The sequence below is a fragment of the Alteromonas sp. H39 genome, assembly GCF_047556435.1.
Taxonomy (GTDB): Bacteria; Pseudomonadota; Gammaproteobacteria; order Enterobacterales; family Alteromonadaceae; genus Alteromonas.
Genome location: NZ_CP180210.1, coordinates 439,561 through 456,762 on the forward strand (window position 1 = coordinate 439,561; position 17,202 = coordinate 456,762).

The following is a 17,202-nucleotide window of genomic DNA, read 5'->3' on the forward strand; positions in this document are numbered from 1 at the left end:
AAAGCAAGAGAATATCGTGTTTACCCGTGCGCTGTATTGAGTGCCCGGCGGTTGTCAGTTGTGAACCACTAATTGGTTCTTGCCTGATGATTTTGCCTTGTACAACAGCTTGTCCGCGTTGCGGTATGCACCCAGATACGCAGAAGGCGTGTCGCTGAGTTTTGATGCGCCCGCGCTGATGGTAATTGTGACTTGCTGCCCCTGCTCCGGCAGGACGAAAGGCCTTTCTGCTATGGCTTGCACCAGTCGGTTGCCCAGGCGAGAGGCTTCCTCAAGATGCGGAGTTTTACAAAATACAACAAATTCTTCACCACCAAAACGGGAAACGATATCTTCTGGTCGCAGCGCTTGCCTAAGTCGAGAAGCCACTGCGCTCAGAATACGATCACCCGCATCATGTCCATAGCTATCGTTAATGGCTTTGAAGTCATCGATATCTGCCACTATCAGAAAGCCTGACTGTTCTTGCAGATGAGTGAGGCGCCGCTCGAATCCGCGGCGATTTAGCACCTTCGTAAGGGGATCAAGATAGGCTTGTTCGGTGAGTGTGGATAATGCTGAACGTTTACGTTTGTTGCTGATTGCGGAAACTAAAAAAAGCAAAAAGAAGAATATCAGGTTTACTGATAACACCATCGCCAGCATGGTTGCATGGGTGGCTATTTGTCGCCAGGGATCTGCAGCAAGGGCAGTCCCGGGTAGGAACAGCCAAAGCGCTGTCAGCGTTGACACTGCCTTCATGAGTTACCCCTTACCCGGCGGTACATCTCTGCAAGTAGCCCTGCCAGTGCAAAATACAAGATGGACAACATCCCCACAGCCAGCACCGGGCCGATGAGTTTATCAGGAACAGTAAACAGCAATACGCCCTTTGCTATCAGTAAGTGCATCCAGCCCATAATTAGAAAATAGCCGCACAGTCGGTCTGCCTTGATGGTGGATAACGTGCGGTGGTAGACAACCAGGCCGATACAAAAAATTAGTAGCGAAAGCGCGCTGTATGCGTTAAGAAACGCGGGAAGGTTTTCAAAAGTAAAAGCTTCAGAGGATAACGAGATAAGCCAGAAGTTCCCGGAAGAGATTATCCATAATAAGTCCAGCGAACGCAGGGCATGAAGATAGTCGTCTATTTCTGTCGGAGTAAGTGTATGCTCATCGGGTAAGCTCAGGAAATTGACGAGCAACACAGAAAAAAACACAGAGACCGCAGCCGCAAGTGGCAGCGCCCGGAAACAGAATTTTATAACTGACAGCAACACGACTCTTCCCTGATTTCTTCGGTTAACAGATAGTACGCGAAAGCTTCCTCTGTTGCTTATTCATTACGCGATTGATGTATTTGTGCGCACACGTTATCAGTCCTGATTCGCGTGCGCCTTGTGTACCTATCTGTCAGGCAAATACCACGGTTTTATTGCGATGAATGATGACCCGGTCTTCAAGATGATAGCGTACGCCGTGGGCCAGTGCGGTAACCTCACAATCCTTTCCTTTTCTGACCATATCTGCCGCAGTATCGCTATGGCTGATACGCTTTACGCTTTGCTCGATGATGGGGCCTTCATCTAAATCTCTGGTGACATAATGGCACGTGGCACCAATAAGTTTAACGCCTCTTTCATAGGCCTGCTGATAAGGTCGGGCACCGGCAAAACTTGGCAGGAAGCTGTGATGGATATTAATGGCTTTTCCGGCCAGTTCCTGACACAGACTATCGGGAAGAATTTGCATAAACCGGGCAAGTACCGTGAGGTCGACCTGGTACTCGTGCAACAGCGTGGTAATTTGTTCGAATGCCGCCTCTTTGCCCAATGCATTGAAATCTACCCAATGAAACGGCACCTTGTACCAGTCGGCAAATTGCTTCATTTGCGGATGGTTTGAAATGATGCAGGGAATATCACAATACAGCTCACCGGTGTGCCAGCGGTGCAGCAAATCTACCAGACAATGTGACTCAATACTTCCTAGCAGTGCCACACGCTGGCGCAAACTGGAGTCTGTGAGTTTCCATTGCATCTGATACTCGTTAGCCAGCGGTGCAAACTCGTTCACAAAACTCTGATAATCCAGTTTGATGGAGTCTGCTCCTATCTCATGACGCATAAAAAACCGACCGGTTTGCTGGTCGGTATGATGACTGGCTTCGACGATTGTCGCACCATGGTCGGCGAGAAACTGAGATACGCTGGCAACCAGACCGATTTGGTCCGGGCAGTCGATGATAAGGCGATACGTTTGCTGCATGATATTGAATAAAAAAGGCTTAGGGCATTTGTTTTATCGGGGATCAGATGAAATGTAAAGCCACCACCCCTTCCAGCCGGGAATTTATTCAGCCCGAATTTCTATAAGTTATACCATAACCATCCTCTGTGCGCGGTTGCGGTGCCCGCAAAGCGCGTTCGGGCTGCCTGCTGGCTTCTGCAAACTGAAGCTCGTGCGCGTTTACATGTACGCATTATAAAGCGTGTCCGGGGTTTAAATCTCACTCGTTCTCCTGTGTTTGACTCACAGAGTTACACCTGCTTTTTTTGCGAGCTTGGCTGATCAAACTGTGGGGTGGCGGCGTTTAAAAAGTAAACAGAAAATTAGGTGAAGACGGCAAGAACGATGAATGAGTCAAATTACGTCAAACGGGCGTTGATGATTCTGGATGATGAAAACAGCAGTGAAGTATCTCGACGTATCGCATGGCAAATTCTGAGAAATGCCGGGTTACTGGAAGATGACATTTCGCAATGCCTGCGCATGCATTCTACCGATTGCATATATTTGTTTGAGGCATAGCGTTCTCGGTCTGCTTGTGCTGTCTGATAGCAACGCGCGTGCGCCAGATCACAGCAGCCCCCGCTTTAGCTTCTCGCGAACAGATAGCTGATGCTGCAGCGGCCAGCTGTGTCTGATGGGATAGGTCACACCGCCGGGTGTGGAGACTGATTCAAACAAATGAAAGTCAGAGAAGTGACAGGTAATATCCGGCATGAAAAGCGGCAAGGGCAGGGTTGGCCCGGCTTTTCTTATCATCGTGATATGCGGGCGATATTCCTTCCCGTCTACAGCAATGCCTGCTGCTCGCGACGCTTTTCGCACACCTCTTGCCAGTGCCATTAATTCTTCAGGCGGCGATTCCGGCGCGACGTGCAGAATTTTCGGGCCGTTCCAGATACCCGTTGAATTCAGATGCACATCAAAGGGCTGGTAACGAAGCTGGTCGATTTCGTGTATTAATGCTTCGTGTTGCCTGGGCGTAATTGCGCCAAGAAAGCACAGAGTCATATGCAGATTGACCGTGGGTACGGTATAGGGCTGCACAGGGCTGATGTCTTGTGCGGCACGCTTTCTGGATTTTTTGGGTGTCAGGGCATCGCGACGCGGCACTTCCGGTAACGCCTGTTCGCGCCAGGTCTCTAACGCCATTTTCTGCGGGCCCGCAATGTCCAGTCCAATGAAGCTGCGCATTTCTCACTCCTTTTGCGATGTTGTTCGGTGTTCGCGTGAATGGCGTTTTCAACCTGCAAATGACGCCGGGTTTTGCTTGAGTGTCATACTCGCTGTAACTGCGGATGGCTCATTCTTGTGACAGGGAATACAGGAAAATCCCGCCCATAGTGAGGTTTTATACTTCTTTGTGCTTATCAGGCAAGAAGGATGACGTAAAAAAGTGCCGCAGGTACAATACGCTATCACACCAGTAAATGTTTTGAGTTAATGCTTTCCGACGCGTTGAAAAACCTTCCCGCTGCATCACTTGTTCCTGACCTTCACCGCGCGCTTGAGCGAGGCAACGTTATTGTAGGTGCGCCGCCGGGAGCAGGAAAGTCGACAGTGTTGCCACTGTCATTGCTTAACCGGGAAACAACAGGCCGTATCCTGTTGATGCAACCACGCCGGGTAGTGGTGCGTAATCTGGCAAGCTATCTGGCAGAACAACGCCAAGAGGCGGTGGGAGAATCTGTGGGATACCGGATACGGGGTGAGAGCAAAGTCAGTCAGTCCACGCGGCTGGAAATCATTACTGAAGGGATCCTGGCGCGAATGATTCAGCAGGATCCGGAACTTCCCGATGTTCAGGCTATTATTTTCGATGAGTTTCACGAACGCAGCATCCATAGTGATTTTGGATTAGCGCTGGCGCTGGAAGTTCAGCAGGGTCTAAGGGAAGATTTGAGAATCATCGTTATGTCGGCGACGCTGGAACTGGATTCGGTAAAATCACTACTGCCTGATGCTGAATGTCTTTTCACCGAAGGACGAACATTCCCTGTAGAGGTATTCTACAGTGGCAGCGTGAGTGCGCAGCTTCTTCATGATCAGGTTGCCCGACAGATCCGCCAGGCGGTGAACCAGCACAAAGGCGATGTGTTAGTGTTTCTCAGTGGTCGTGGCGCCATTAACCGGGTTGCTGGACTGATAGATGATCTACCGTCGCGAATGGGAGTGGTCATTCACCGGTTATTGGGCAGCGGAGGAAAGGAGTCGCAACTGGCTGCTATCCGCCCTGATCCTGAGGGAAGAAGAAAGGTTATTCTTGCTACCAATGTCGCCGAGACCAGCCTGACTATTGAGGGCGTCACTGTGGTGATCGACAGTGGAATGGAAAACCAGGCCCGCTTTCATCCTGCCAGCGGGCTGACCACACTCACCGAGCAAAGGATCTCTCAGGCGTCTGCAATACAGCGGGCAGGTCGTGCCGGCAGGGTTCAGGCTGGTATCTGTTACCGGTTGTGGGCACAAGAGGCCCAGTCGCGCATGGCCCGTCACAGCGACCCGCAGATCCTTCGTGAGGACGTCACCTCGTTGCTGCTTGAGGCGCTTTGCTGGGGAAGTAAACTGCTCGACTTGCCCATGCTCACTCAACCGAGTCAGGCGCAACGGGATGTCGCTTTCGATACGTTAGCAGCATTGGGTGCCGTCGATGAAAGTGGTCAGGTTACCCGTTATGGCAGAGCCTTGTCTGCCATCCCCTGTCATCCCAAACTGGCTAATATGTTGCTGGAGGCGGCGCGTGTCGCAGATAAGGTTGGTGGCGGCCAGTTACGAGAAGCCGCTGCGCTGGTGGCTGCCATTGCCGAAGCCGGGCTGAATACTGGCAACGTATTGCTGCATGAGGCTCTGGCCAGCTTGCCGGAGTCACAAAAAAAGCCGTTGTATCAACAGGCGAAGCGCTATGCGCGATATACCAATGCCAGAGAAAATTCACTCAAACACGTTGCCAGCGAGAGTATGGCGCTGGCCTGCGCCATCGCACTGGCGTACCCGGAGAGGCTGGCATATCGGCGGGGAGAGACCTTCAAAATGGCGTCTGGCAAAGGGGCCCGATGCGCATCTGTTGTCGATACCACCTGGCTGGCGGTGCTGGATGGACAGCAAATCGGAACGGAATTTCAGATCAGGCTGGCAGAGAAAATAGACGAGAGCGCGATAAAAGCGCTCTTCCCTGACGTTTTCCGTGTAAGACAGGTGGTGCGGTTTAACCCGTCAAATCAAAAAATGGAGGCGCGTCAGGTAACCGGTGTTGGGGACATCGACGTCACCAGTGAACCGGTAGCGAAGGTACCGGCGACAGCCTGGAGTGAAGCCTGGACAGACTATCTCAGCTCTCTTGAGGTGAATAAATGGCCTCTTGATGACGTCCACTGGCAATGGTGGTTCAGAGTCAAACTGGCTCGTGATCTACAGCTTGAACAGCCACAGGCTTTTGACAGCCCAGAGCCCTGGCCTGTGAGTTTTGAAGCGTGTTTGCGCCGCGCGTTGGAAAGTTTGCAAACTAAACTCACGCGCTGCAGACAGGTAGATGACTTATCTACGCTGCCCTGGCTTGATGCACTTCAACAGAGTCTTAGCTGGCCACAGCAACATGCCATCAGCGAAGCGTTGCCAACCACATTGAAAGCACCCAGCGGCCATTCCCACAAGCTGCGGTATACCGAACATGGTGACGTTATTTATCCTGTGCGGATGCAGGAAATGTACGGACAAAATGCGACGCTAATGTTGGCTGGTGGAAAAGTAAATATCGTTCTTGAACTGTTGTCACCTGCGCACAGACCGTTGCAGACCACTACGGATATCGGGGCCTTCTGGCGGGGGAGTTATCGCGAGATCCAAAAAGAAATGAAGGGGCGATACCCGAAACATTACTGGCCAGACGATCCGACCACTGCTGTACCGACGACGAAAACAAAAAAAGCAATGGGTTGATTTATATACTGTTTGCGACTTAGCGGTCCAATAGCCGTTATTGTTCAAATAATGATCTGGTACAAAGGTCTTATTTAGCCATTGTCATATTTTCTTTATACATGCTTAATAGAGTGGTTGTATAAATCTTAAGCAACAATAAAGGGAAATATCATGAGCAGAGTAGCATTAGTCACAGGTGGCACAAGAGGTATCGGGGAAGCAATTTGCACAGCACTGAAAGGTGCTGGCTACACTGTCGTGGCAAATTATGGTGGGAACGATGACGCGGCAAAGGCGTTCACAGAGCGTACCGGGATCCCGTCGTTTAAATTTGATGTATCGGATTTTGAAAAAACCAAAGACGCTATTGCGCAAATTGAGAATGATTACGGGCCGGTGGATATTCTTATTAATAATGCCGGCATTACCCGTGATGGTACGATGCACCGAATGTCGTTCGAACAATGGGACGCGGTAATACAAACTAACCTGGCGTCGTGTTTTAATACCTGCCGCTCGGTGATTGACGGTATGCGCGAGCGAGGCTTTGGACGCATCGTTAATATAGGTTCTGTAAATGGCCAGGCTGGACAGTACGGTCAGGTTAATTATGCTGCAGCGAAATCCGGTATTCACGGATTTACCAAAGCGCTGGCATTAGAGGGCGCAGCCAAAGGCATTACCGTCAATGCTATCGCGCCAGGGTATGTCGATACCGACATGGTACGGGCAGTACCTGAAGAAGTGCTGAAAAAAATTATTGCCACCATTCCAGTGGGGCGTCTGGGTAAGCCGGAAGATATCGCGAATGCCGTGATGTTTCTGATTGGCGATGAGGCCGGGTTTATGACAGGCTCCACCTTGTCTATCAATGGTGGTCAACATATGTATTAACGCTGGCAGTGATGTTGTCTGCCAGGTGACAAGCATCACAATCGAAAAAGGGCTGTTAACGACACAGCCCTTTTTTTGCCTTGCTACCTCGCGGGATCACGCGTGTGCAGCAGGTTATATCACGCCTTTATCTCAGACTCGGTGTTACCAGACTTAACAGCGTCTTCATCTGAAGAGACTTTAGATTCTTCTTTGGACTCTTCGTCTTTGGCTAGCTCAACGCCCAGCGACGCCATCACCGTTAACCCCGGAAAGCCATCGGCAATCATGCCATTCGCTATCTGATAGTCTCGGATCCCAGCACGCGTTGCAGGACCAATAATACCATCGGGTTTACCGACATCATGCCCATTTGCGTTTAGGGCTTGCTGCAGTGCGATGATATTATCGCGTGAATATGCTGGCAGATCAGGAAGATCGGCAACCAGAGCCGGCTTACCAGCAATGCGGTCTGCAAGATGGCCCACCGCGATGGCATAAAACTCGGAGTTGTTCCAGCGCATGATAGTACGGAAGTTTTGGTAGGCAAGGAAGGCCGGGCCGTTGTGTCCGGCAGGCACTACGACGTAGGCGTCAATATCAGCCTCCCCCAGCGGTTCACCATTGGCTTTGGTAATGCCAAGCTCATTCCATGCCGTGACGGGGCGACGGTTGCTGTAACCAGAAAGCCGGTAGTCGAAGTTCTCTGGTAGCTGGATCTCACGGCCCCATCTGAAGCCAGGTTTCCAGCCGAGATTAGCCAAAAAGTTGGCGGCAGAGGTAAGTGCGTCAGCCTCACTGTTCCACAGGTTTGCCTGGCCGTCGCCATCACCGTCCACAGCATAGTTTGTGTAAGCAGAGGGCATAAACTGTGTGTGGCCCATCGCACCTGCCCATGACCCCACCATGTCCTCTTGCGACAGGGATTCCCGCTGCATTAATTTAATGGCGACCAAAAGCTCCTGCGTAAAATAAGTTGCCCTGCGGGGATCGCACGCTAACGTCGCCAGCGAATCCAGCACTGGCATCTTTCCTTTATAGCTACCGAAGTTGGTTTCCAGCCCCCAGAACGCCATTAAATAATGTGGCGGTACGCCGTATTTATCATTTAACTGTTCAAGCAAATCTTTGTGTTTGGCATACATTTCTTTTCCCTTATTAACGCGCCAGTCAGTCACGCGTTTACTAAAATATCCGGGAAAGGTCTGAACGAATTCGGGCTGGCTTCTGTCCAGCTCGATTACCCTGGGCTGGTATTCAAGTTTTGCAAAAACTGATTGGGCGGTATCACGGTCCACGCCTTCGCTGACAGCCTGTTCAGTGAGACGGGATTTGCATTCTAAAAATGTTTCGGCACTGGTGGCGGAAAAAGAAGAAAGCGCAGCTGCAAGTGTTAAACATGAAGCGCGAAGTCCGCCTGAAAGCATCTGAGGCATAAGATTCATCCTGATTTCAGAGACGCTCATGCTAACGTAAAGCCAGTAAAAATAGCGAGGAATATTCCTTTAATGGCATAAATTTGGCGTTAATATGAGCAAACAAAGTGTGAGTAATATCTGTTGTTCCAAAAAGTTACTACAAGGTGGCAGGTAATCGGGATTACTTTTTTCTTATTGTGTTGCGCACTACCGCAATTATCGGGCACTGATAGCTAAGGGTTCCAACGCGAGCGTGATGTCAGACTTCTGAGGGTCGTGTTCTTGTAACATCGTAATTCAGTAAGGTAGGCCAGCTTCTCAAACGAGCTTATTGAGAAAATAAGGGCATTCTGTTGTGGAAGGTATTAAGCATCACAGCCTAAGAGCGGCATACGCCGCTCTCATTTAACGCTGGAAGACCATCACTCACGCGTATTTGTGAATAAAGTCCGTAATTAGAGGCCGAATATGTTTGCGGAACTTAGAGCCACTAAAAATACCGTAATGGCCGGCACCCTGTTGCACGTGATGGCGACGCATGGATTTAGGGACATTTTTGCAGATATCCTGGGCTGCTTCAGTTTGTCCGAGGCCGCAGATATCATCATCGGCCCCTTCAACAGTTAGCAGTGCGGTATTATCAATGGCTTCAAAATTAACAGCCTCGCCCTCATAAGTGATAGCGCCGCGTGCCAGTTCGTTGTTTTTAAACACCCGCTCAATGGTTTCCAGATAAAATTCCGCAGGCATATCCAGTACTGCCAGGTATTCGTCGTAGAAGGCACGGAATCTATCGGCATCTTCTTCTTCACCAAACACCAGGTTTTGGTAGAAGTTCATGTACTTCTTCATGTGCGACTGCTGATTCATACTGATAAAGCCACCCAGCTGCATGAACCCCGGATAGACTTTTCGGCCTTCACCCGGATAGCCATAAGGCACTTTCATGATGGCCACATTTCGAAACCAGTCCATGGGCCTCTCATGAGAAAACTCGTTTACGCGAGTAGGGTTTTTCGACGTATCAATGGGTCCAGCCATAAGCGTGAGAGACTTTGGTACGCATTTGTTATTGCGCTCGGCCATGACTGCGGTTGCAATAAGTGCCTGAACGGTAGGCTGACAAATAGCAATAACGTGTGTCCCTGGACCTAAAAACTCTAAAAATTCTATCAGGTACTGTACGTAGCAATCGAACGAAAACGGACCATCTTCCAGCGGGACTTCTCTGGCATCCGCCCAGTCGGTCACGAAAATTTCGTGATCAGGCAACAGTGCCTCCACTGTGCCTTTCAGCAGCGTTGCATGGTGACCAGAGAGTGGGGCTACCAGTAATACCTTATGATCATCACGAACGCCTTTACGGTTAAAGTGCATCAAGTCACAAAACGGCTTACTTAATACCACTTCTTCAGTGACTTTGTGATGGCGTCCCTCAATAATCACGTCGTCAATATTAAAGCCCAGCTTGTCATAGCGTCGGGTCAGCCGCATGGCAGTTTCCAGCGATGCGCGGGTAATACGGCCGGGATAGGTGTGGGAAAATGGATTGTCGGGGTGACTCGCAATGTCATTGAGCAGGCTAAATCCCTCGTGCATGATGTGCGCGCCGCGGGTTAAATAATCGTATGCCTGATAATTCATTACGTCTCTCCTCAATAATACAGACTGGGCTAAGACCTGGGAGTGAGGGATTGGTTCACACTCGGGTATGACCTGTCGCGTGTGGCGAAGGTGGGATGCCGGTGCGTGACGCACCGGCAGTAACTCAGGCTGACTTAGCTTTTTGTAGCAGCAGTAAACTTGGTTGTCATGTCTTCGCTCATGCCTTTCATCATTTCGCCCGCTTTTTGCTGTGCTTCAGTCAGAACTGCATAGCTGCTTTTAGCGGCTTCAGACATGGTTTCCTGCACAGACTCAGCGTAGGCTTTTTGCGTTTCCGCCAGCGCCATCAGATCTTTCTGCTGAGATGCCTTTTCAAAGTAAGACATGCTCTCAGACAGCAGGCTTGAGTAAAGTGCATTACTTTTTTCTGCCAGTTCCTGAACGGTGTTCATGTTCAGAGTCGCAAGGTCAGTCATAGGTTTCATTGCGGTTTTAAACTGCTCATTCATTTGTTCAAACATTGCCTTTCTCCACTAGTGGTAAGATTTATTTCGTTGATTTCGTCGTCGTCTTCTTCGCCGCAGTACTGCTGGTGCGACGAGGTCGTGTTGTCTTTTTTGTCGCGGTGCTGCCCGTGGCTTTCGTCTCAGGCTTCGCCGCAGTTGCTGTGGCCGCTTCAGACACGGCCTCTTTTGTAGCTTGCGCCGCTGTTTCAGCCGCCTGTTGCGTTACCTTCGGTGCGTCTTTCGCCGCATTAGCGGTTTGCTTGGTTGCTGCGCTTGCCTTTTTGGCGACGGTGCTGGCTGCACTTTTTGCAGCGGTCTCGGTTTTCTCTGCACTCTCTGTCGCCGTTTTCACTGCTGTTGAGGCCGCTTTTTGCGATTCAGATGCCGTCTCCTCAAAGGCTGATTTAACAAAATCAGTTACCTGTTCGCGTGCGGTGTTCAAAGTGCCGTAATTCTCTTTGGATGCGCTGGTAATACGATCGCGAACCGATTCGGCATATTCTGAGTTGGCCGCGAGTACACCTTTCAGGTCAGGCTGCACGGAGACGCTTTCCATGTATCTCACGCTGTCGCTCAACAAACCAGTGAACAGCTCAGTCTGATGCTGAGACAAGTCTTCCAGTACTTTCGCATTCATCGCGAACAGGTTGTTAACTGGTTTAGATGTTTTTTTCAGTTGCTCTGAAAATTTGCCAAACATGATTGTCTCCACCCTGAAGTAAACAAAAAATGCTGCGCTGCAGCAGGATTTGATTAAATACTATACAGTGATTGGCAACACGTCAAGCGAAATTGTTGCGCTGCAGCATTGTGCTTAGAACGAGTTTTTATATAGAAATAGAATTTTATGCTGCTGTGCAGCATGGTGTGATGGGTGCCGCAATGAGGCGCTTTCGCAGGTCACTGCAGATAGGAGAACCGTCAGTAAGGATGGGCGCAAAAGCAAAGGCGCACCGACGTCAGGTTGAGTTTCCAGCGCACTAGCGCCACGCGTGGTTACTTTTTCTGGTTCTGGCTTCGCTTCCAGGCTTCGAGGTTTTGCTCCATCATTTTGTTGAACATGCCGAAGGGACTGGTCTCAACCATATTCTTCATCATGCCCTGCATCTTATCCTGTTGCTCGATAAAACTGACCAGACTTTGCTCCAGGTATTGCCGCACGAAAAATTGCATATCGCTGTCGTAAAAGCGGATTAACTGTTTTAGCAGCGAGTTGGTAAGCAGTGACTGGTTATCGTTGGTTTCCGACTCACTGATGATTTGCAATAAGATAGATTTGGTAATGTCATCTTCGCTTTTTGAGTCGATGACCTGAAACTCTTTACTGTCTTCGATGAGTGTTTTGATGTAATCCAGATTCACATACTGACTGCGCGAGGTATCGTATAACCGGCGGTTAGGGTACTTCTTAATGATAATCATGTATGTGCTCTTGGTTAAACAAAGGTTGCCTTTGCAGAGTAGCGCAATGGCAATGATAAGAGCAAGCGAACCTGTCAGGTCGCGGTGTAGGTTCTCACACCCCGCTACGCTGGTCGCGTATGGTGGCAGCATCTGCAGTCTGCAGCGCATTGAGGTAGACATGCTATTCCGGCCCGTCTCCTCAATGCCAGCAGAGGGTGCCCACTTTCGTTTCCTGTTAATCCAGGCGTTTCATCACATAGCTGCCAGGTGCATCTTCAATTCCCGGATAGGCTTTATGTTTACCGGGTTTAGGGGCCGTGGTGGTGGTTTCATCATGCAGGCGTAACCATCGATACCAGTCGGGCCACCATGAGCCTTCATGTTTGGTAGCACCATCAAACCAGGCGGCGGCATCAGAGGGTAAGTCCGGATTTACCCAATGCGGATATTTTCCCGTTTTCGTAGGATTGATCACACCCGCCAGGTGACCGGAACCTGCCAGTACGAATCGGGTGTCGCCACTTACCAGTTGGGTCCCTTTATAGGCGCCCTGCCAAAGCACGATGTGGTCGGCAAGCGTTGAAAGAAAATACACCGGCATATCGATTTTTGATAAGTCGATGGGAACACCGTCAATCACTACGGCGCCGGGATCTTTGAGTTTGTTTTCCCAGTATGTGGTTCGAATATACTGTTTAAAGCAGGCGGCAGTGATATTCGTGGCATCACTGTTCCAGTACAGAATATCGAAGGCGGCAGGGTCTTTCCCTTTTAAATAATTGTTGATGAAATACGACCAGAACAGATTGTTTTCGCGCAACAGGCTAAAACTAAGACCCAGTATTCTTCCATCATACACCCCTTTTATTTCCGCGTTTTGTTCCATAATGGGCAACGCCTGATCCGTCAGATAGTTGCCCACTTCTCCGGGCTCACTGAAATCCAGCAGGGTAGTTAACAATGTCATCGAGCCGATCCGCTCATCGCCTTTGGCACGAAGATACGCGGCAGTCATTGATAACAGCGTACCGCCGACGCAAAAGCCAACCATGTTAACTTTATCCTGACCCGTAATGTCACACACTACATCCAGTGCCTCAAGCGGTCCTTCTTTCATGTAGCTGACAAAATCCCTGTCAGCCAGTTCAGGACCCGGGTTTACCCAGGAAATCATGAACACGCTGTGACCCTCTTCTAACAAGCCATTGACGACAGACTTCCGTTTGTCCAGGTCCAGAATGTAGTATTTATTGATAAACGGCGGTACAAACAGAATTGGGCTGGAATAGGTTTTTGTTTTTTTCGGCTGGTAGTGAATCAGCTGTATCAGCTCATTTTGGTAAACGACTTTCCCCGGTGTCGTGGCAAGGTTCTCTCCCAGTGTAAATGCAGCCATGTCGGTCTGGGTGATTTTGAACGCTTCCAGCGGGCTTTGTTCAAGATCGCGCATAAAATTCTCAATGCCTTTCACCATATTCTGGCCTTTGGATTTGAGAATTTCTTCGCATACTTCAGGGTTTGACAGCAGATAATTGGTGGGCGAGACAGAGTTAATATACTGACGGGTATAAAACTTTACCTGCTCGGCGCTTTTCGGATCTTTAAAATGCATCGATTCAATCATGCCTTGCAGCATTTGCGAATTGATCAAATAGGCCTGCTTGAGATAGCTGAATACCGGATTATCGTGCCAGTCTGTATGTGAAAACCGTCGATCTTCTTTGTCTTCGGTCACCACATCATGCGCTTTTTCACCTAACATGGCTTTGGTAGCTTGTTGCCACAATTCGGTTTGCTGACGCATGAAGTCCATTTGCGCTTTGACTAATTTTGCTGAGTCCACCTCGACATCGCGGGATAGTAAATGCATTAACTTTTCCGGGTCGAACATGGCAGCTGTGTCTTCACTGCTTTGCTTACGGGACAAAACATCATGCACCATGGCATTAAATTGATGGGCATATTTGTTCAGTGTTTCAATAATGTCGTTCTGGTCCTGAGAGTCCACCTGAAAATACCTCCGTGGCTATTTCTTTGAGCTGTTGCCGGTGGCCAGCCCTTCCATCATATTCTTGTAAAAGGAGAACGCCTGCTGACTGCCATCCAGGTACGGTTTTAACATCGACATCACAGCTTCCTGGTTCCCACTCTGAAGCTGTTCGGTTACCATACGTATGGTGGTCTCATGGAGCCTGCTCATATCGGGCCAGCCCATAAGCTCGCGGGCTTCCTGAGGAGAGAGGTCTACATCAATCGTAATTTTCATATCCATATCCTCACGTGGCGAAGGCTCAAAAGCGGTGAAATAACAGACTATGGTCTGATTGAATTTTGTCCATGAGACTTCGGTATCATTATTGCGACACTGGTAAAAGCGCTGCGAAAAACGCAGAATCTCACCAGAGTTTTTTCATCATGGCATGGTAAGTGGCTAAAAAACAGACAAAAGCGAAAGCGAAGACGAAAAAAACGCGCTCAGTATGGCTGAGTCTCGGTATCAGGTTGTTCATTGTGGCAATGGTGGTGCTGGCAGCCTATGTTTTCTATCTGGACGCGCAAATCAAACATTCTTTTACCGGTAATAAATGGGAAGTGCCGGCGCAGATTTATGCGCGCCCGTTGGTACTAGAAAAGTCCCTGGAGATCACGCCCAGAGAAATACTCGATGAACTCGAATTGCTTGGTTATCGTAAAGTGTCCCGCGCGGATTCCAGTGGTGAATACAGTTACCGAAATGGCGAGCTGACGTTTCAGCGCCGGGCGTTTCAGTTTCCTGATGGCGCTGAATCGTTAAGGCATATCAGCATCCGCTGGGATGACAGGCGCATCTCAACCATTACTGATCTTGGCGCCGACCAGCAAATCGGGCAGATACGCCTGGAGCCGTGGCTGGTAACCCGCATGGTTAGCAGCCGTCGTGAAGACCGCATGTTGGTGAACCTGGATAAGGTGCCGGATATGCTGCCAAAAACCCTGACACTGGTGGAAGACCGTGATTTCTATGATCACTACGGTGTGGCGCCACTGTCAATATTGCGTGCATTGATGGCCAATATTGCTGCCGGCCGCACTGTGCAGGGTGGCAGCACGCTGACGCAGCAGTTGGTAAAGAATCTGTACCTGACTCGTGAGCGCTCGATTGTTCGTAAAGCCAAAGAAGCCCTGATGGCGATTATTATTGATGCCCGCTACAGCAAAAGTGAAATCCTGCAGGCCTACCTGAACGAGGTGTTTTTAGGTCAGAACGGTGATATGGCCGTGCACGGTTTTGGTCTGGCAAGTTATTACTATTTCGACCGCCCGGCAAATGAGCTTAATACACCGGAAATTGCGACGTTGGTGGCAATGATAAAAGGGCCTTCTTATTACAACCCCAAACGTTATCCCGAGCGCGTGAAAGAGCGCCGCGATCTGGTATTGCGTATTTTGTTTGATGAAAACGAAATCACCCGCGACCAGTATCAGCAATATATAAATCAGCCTCTGCAGCTGGCCACAGGCGCAAGCCTGGCCAGCGGTAAGCACCCGGCGTTTATGAATCAGGTACGCAAAGAACTGAATGACATTCTGGCCGACCCTACGCTACAGGATTCCGGCCTGAAAGTGTTCACCACGCTGGATATTTACGCGCAGCGCCGTGCAGAACGTTCTATTGGCCAGACTCTGGATGGCTTGCAACAGGATCGCAGCGCGCAGTTGGAAGCGGCGATGGTTGTTACCGATATCTCTTCCGGTGAAGTACGCGCGATTGTCGGTGGACGCGATGCAGAATATGCGGGTTTCAACCGCGCGCTGGAGGCACGTCGTCAGATTGGCTCACTGGTGAAACCGGCGGTGTATTTGACGGCGCTGGAAGACCCGACCCGCTTTAATCTGGCAACGCCCATTAAAGACGAGCCCATTACGCTGAAAAGCACCGATGGAAAAATGTGGTCGCCACAGAATATCGACAAGAAGTTCCGGGGACAAGTGCCGCTGATTGAGGCGCTCACACGTTCGCTAAATGTTCCTACAGTGAATCTGGGTATGGCGCTGGGGCTGGATAATGTCGCCGATACACTGCAGCGCCTCGGTGTACAGTCGGATATTGAGACGGTTCCGGCATTAACGTTAGGTGCGCTGTCGTTAACGCCGTTTGAGACCAACCAGATGTATCAGACCATTTCAAACAATGGTCGTTACATACCACTGCATACCGTTACCGACGTGGTGACATCGAAAAACGAATTGCTTTGGAAGAAAGCCGAGTTTTATTCACAGCGTACTGATGAGGCTGCCACTTATCTGCTTAACTACGCTCTGTATAAAGTCAGCACCGAAGGCACAGCAAAACGCATCGGCGCGAACTTCCCCCGAATTAATATGGGCGGTAAAACCGGCACTACCGATGACTATCGCGACAGCTGGTTCAGCGGTTTTGACCGCAATAACGTGATCACCGTCTGGGTAGGGAATGACGATAACCAACCTGTAAACCTGACCGGAGCCGGAGGTGCATTACCGGTATTCATCAACTACCAGAAAATGCAGGAGCCGAAATCGCTCTCAAGGCGATTCCCTGCCGGCCTTGGTATTGCGCACTTTGATCCGGATAGCGGTGCTGTCGTTGTGCCGGGGTGTCCGGGAAGCATGAGCGTACCCGCAATTCTGGAAGTGTTACCGCCCCCCGAGCAGGATTGTTCCGGCGAGCCGGTGAAAGACAAAAGCTGGTGGGAAAAGCTGTTTGGCGATTAGGTAATGGGCTGAGAGTACCAGGGAACTGCTACTGGTGCTGTCTCTCGCGTTACTTTGCGTGCAGCTGACCAGTAACGCGCTGTTACCCGAGAGGCTGTGAACTGCGATGGCGGAAGGAGTGTCTTGATTGCTTTTGGGTAAGAGGAGGCCATTTGGCATTACGAGGTGTAAGTAACGACGCAGTAGATAAATGTTCAGGTTCGCCAGTTAATTCGGCCTGCTACGGTAAACAGGCAAAAAAAAAGCCCTCAGAGAGGGCAAGTGAACGTGCTGAAGAAATGCGTTTAAGACACTACCTCTGCGTAAGCTTCTGCACGTTAACCTGCCTGCCCTGAAGGAAAGGCCCTACGGGAGTAAGGTTGGGATGGGGTCATACGGTGCACGATGGCCCGTGCACCACTAAACACAATGATACCTGCCAGATAGGCCGCCACCGGCCCCATGGCCATCATCAATACGTAGCTGGTACTCATCAT

The 17,202-nt window shown here is 50.1% G+C and carries 16 protein-coding genes; 4 read left to right on the plus strand and 12 right to left on the minus strand.

Annotation, left to right across the window (positions count from 1 at the left end; all coding sequences use genetic code 11):
* Positions 1–54: 54 nt before the first annotated feature.
* From ACLBLI_RS01790 to purU, 3 genes are all read right to left on the minus strand, one after another.
* Positions 55–741, minus strand: coding sequence for a GGDEF domain-containing protein (locus tag ACLBLI_RS01790; RefSeq protein WP_414829471.1), 687 nt, complete (start codon positions 739–741; stop codon positions 55–57).
* Positions 738–1,259, minus strand: coding sequence for a hypothetical protein (locus tag ACLBLI_RS01795; RefSeq protein ID WP_414829472.1), 522 nt, complete (start codon positions 1,257–1,259; stop codon positions 738–740). Before ACLBLI_RS01795 ends, ACLBLI_RS01790 begins: the two co-directional genes overlap by 4 nt.
* A 133-nt stretch (positions 1,260–1,392) precedes the next feature.
* A complete protein-coding gene (gene purU, locus ACLBLI_RS01800) occupies positions 1,393–2,247 on the minus strand; it encodes a formyltetrahydrofolate deformylase (RefSeq protein WP_414829473.1) in 855 nt (284 codons plus the stop codon).
* Between the two features lie 366 nt (positions 2,248–2,613).
* On the opposite strand from purU, the gene ACLBLI_RS01805 reads away from it, so the two are divergent.
* Complete coding sequence (locus ACLBLI_RS01805; RefSeq protein ID WP_414829474.1) at positions 2,614–2,790, plus strand: hypothetical protein; 177 nt, start codon at positions 2,614–2,616, stop codon at positions 2,788–2,790.
* Positions 2,791–2,838: 48 nt separating this feature from the next.
* Here the strand turns inward: ACLBLI_RS01805 and thpR are convergent, their stop codons facing one another.
* Positions 2,839–3,462: an RNA 2',3'-cyclic phosphodiesterase gene (gene thpR / locus ACLBLI_RS01810; RefSeq protein ID WP_414829475.1), complete on the minus strand. Its 624-nt coding sequence runs from the start codon at positions 3,460–3,462 to the stop codon at positions 2,839–2,841.
* Between the two features lie 249 nt (positions 3,463–3,711).
* Between thpR and hrpB the strand changes: the two genes are divergently transcribed.
* Positions 3,712–6,204 carry an ATP-dependent helicase HrpB gene (hrpB, locus tag ACLBLI_RS01815; protein WP_414829476.1) on the plus strand — a complete coding sequence of 831 codons (2,493 nt, stop codon included), beginning with the start codon at positions 3,712–3,714 and terminating at the stop codon, positions 6,202–6,204.
* A 153-nt stretch (positions 6,205–6,357) separates the two neighbouring features.
* Positions 6,358–7,080 (plus strand): acetoacetyl-CoA reductase, encoded by a 723-nt coding sequence (gene phbB, locus ACLBLI_RS01820; RefSeq protein ID WP_414829477.1) that lies wholly within the window; start codon positions 6,358–6,360, stop codon positions 7,078–7,080.
* A gap of 119 nt (positions 7,081–7,199) precedes the next feature.
* Here the strand turns inward: phbB and ACLBLI_RS01825 are convergent, their stop codons facing one another.
* From ACLBLI_RS01825 to ACLBLI_RS01855, 7 genes are all read right to left on the minus strand, one after another.
* Positions 7,200–8,495, minus strand: a complete 1,296-nt coding sequence (locus tag ACLBLI_RS01825) for a lytic murein transglycosylase (RefSeq protein ID WP_414829478.1) — start codon at positions 8,493–8,495, stop codon at positions 7,200–7,202.
* Positions 8,496–8,903: 408 nt separating this feature from the next.
* Positions 8,904–10,121, minus strand: a complete 1,218-nt coding sequence (locus ACLBLI_RS01830; protein WP_414829479.1) for a polyhydroxyalkanoate depolymerase — start codon at positions 10,119–10,121, stop codon at positions 8,904–8,906.
* Between the two features lie 134 nt (positions 10,122–10,255).
* On the minus strand, positions 10,256–10,603 hold the full coding sequence (locus tag ACLBLI_RS01835) for a phasin family protein (RefSeq protein ID WP_414829480.1): 348 nt from the start codon (positions 10,601–10,603) through the stop codon (positions 10,256–10,258).
* Positions 10,604–10,628: 25 nt separating this feature from the next.
* On the minus strand, positions 10,629–11,288 hold the full coding sequence (locus ACLBLI_RS01840; RefSeq protein ID WP_414829481.1) for a phasin family protein: 660 nt from the start codon (positions 11,286–11,288) through the stop codon (positions 10,629–10,631).
* 296 nt (positions 11,289–11,584) lie between these two features.
* Positions 11,585–12,010, minus strand: coding sequence for a polyhydroxyalkanoate synthesis repressor PhaR (gene phaR / locus ACLBLI_RS01845; RefSeq protein ID WP_414829482.1), 426 nt, complete (start codon positions 12,008–12,010; stop codon positions 11,585–11,587).
* Positions 12,011–12,227: 217 nt separating this feature from the next.
* Positions 12,228–14,000: a PHA/PHB synthase family protein gene (locus ACLBLI_RS01850; RefSeq protein ID WP_414829483.1), complete on the minus strand. Its 1,773-nt coding sequence runs from the start codon at positions 13,998–14,000 to the stop codon at positions 12,228–12,230.
* 18 nt (positions 14,001–14,018) lie between these two features.
* Positions 14,019–14,258 (minus strand): DUF6489 family protein, encoded by a 240-nt coding sequence (locus ACLBLI_RS01855; protein ID WP_414829484.1) that lies wholly within the window; start codon positions 14,256–14,258, stop codon positions 14,019–14,021.
* Between the two features lie 161 nt (positions 14,259–14,419).
* Here ACLBLI_RS01855 and mrcB point away from each other — a divergent pair, with 161 nt between their 5' ends.
* Positions 14,420–16,726 carry a penicillin-binding protein 1B gene (gene mrcB, locus ACLBLI_RS01860; RefSeq protein WP_414829485.1) on the plus strand — a complete coding sequence of 769 codons (2,307 nt, stop codon included), beginning with the start codon at positions 14,420–14,422 and terminating at the stop codon, positions 16,724–16,726.
* 317 nt (positions 16,727–17,043) lie between these two features.
* On the opposite strand, the gene ACLBLI_RS01865 is transcribed toward mrcB, so the two are convergent.
* Entirely contained in the window at positions 17,044–17,202 is a 159-nt protein-coding gene (locus ACLBLI_RS01865) for a hypothetical protein (RefSeq protein ID WP_414829486.1), read from the minus strand.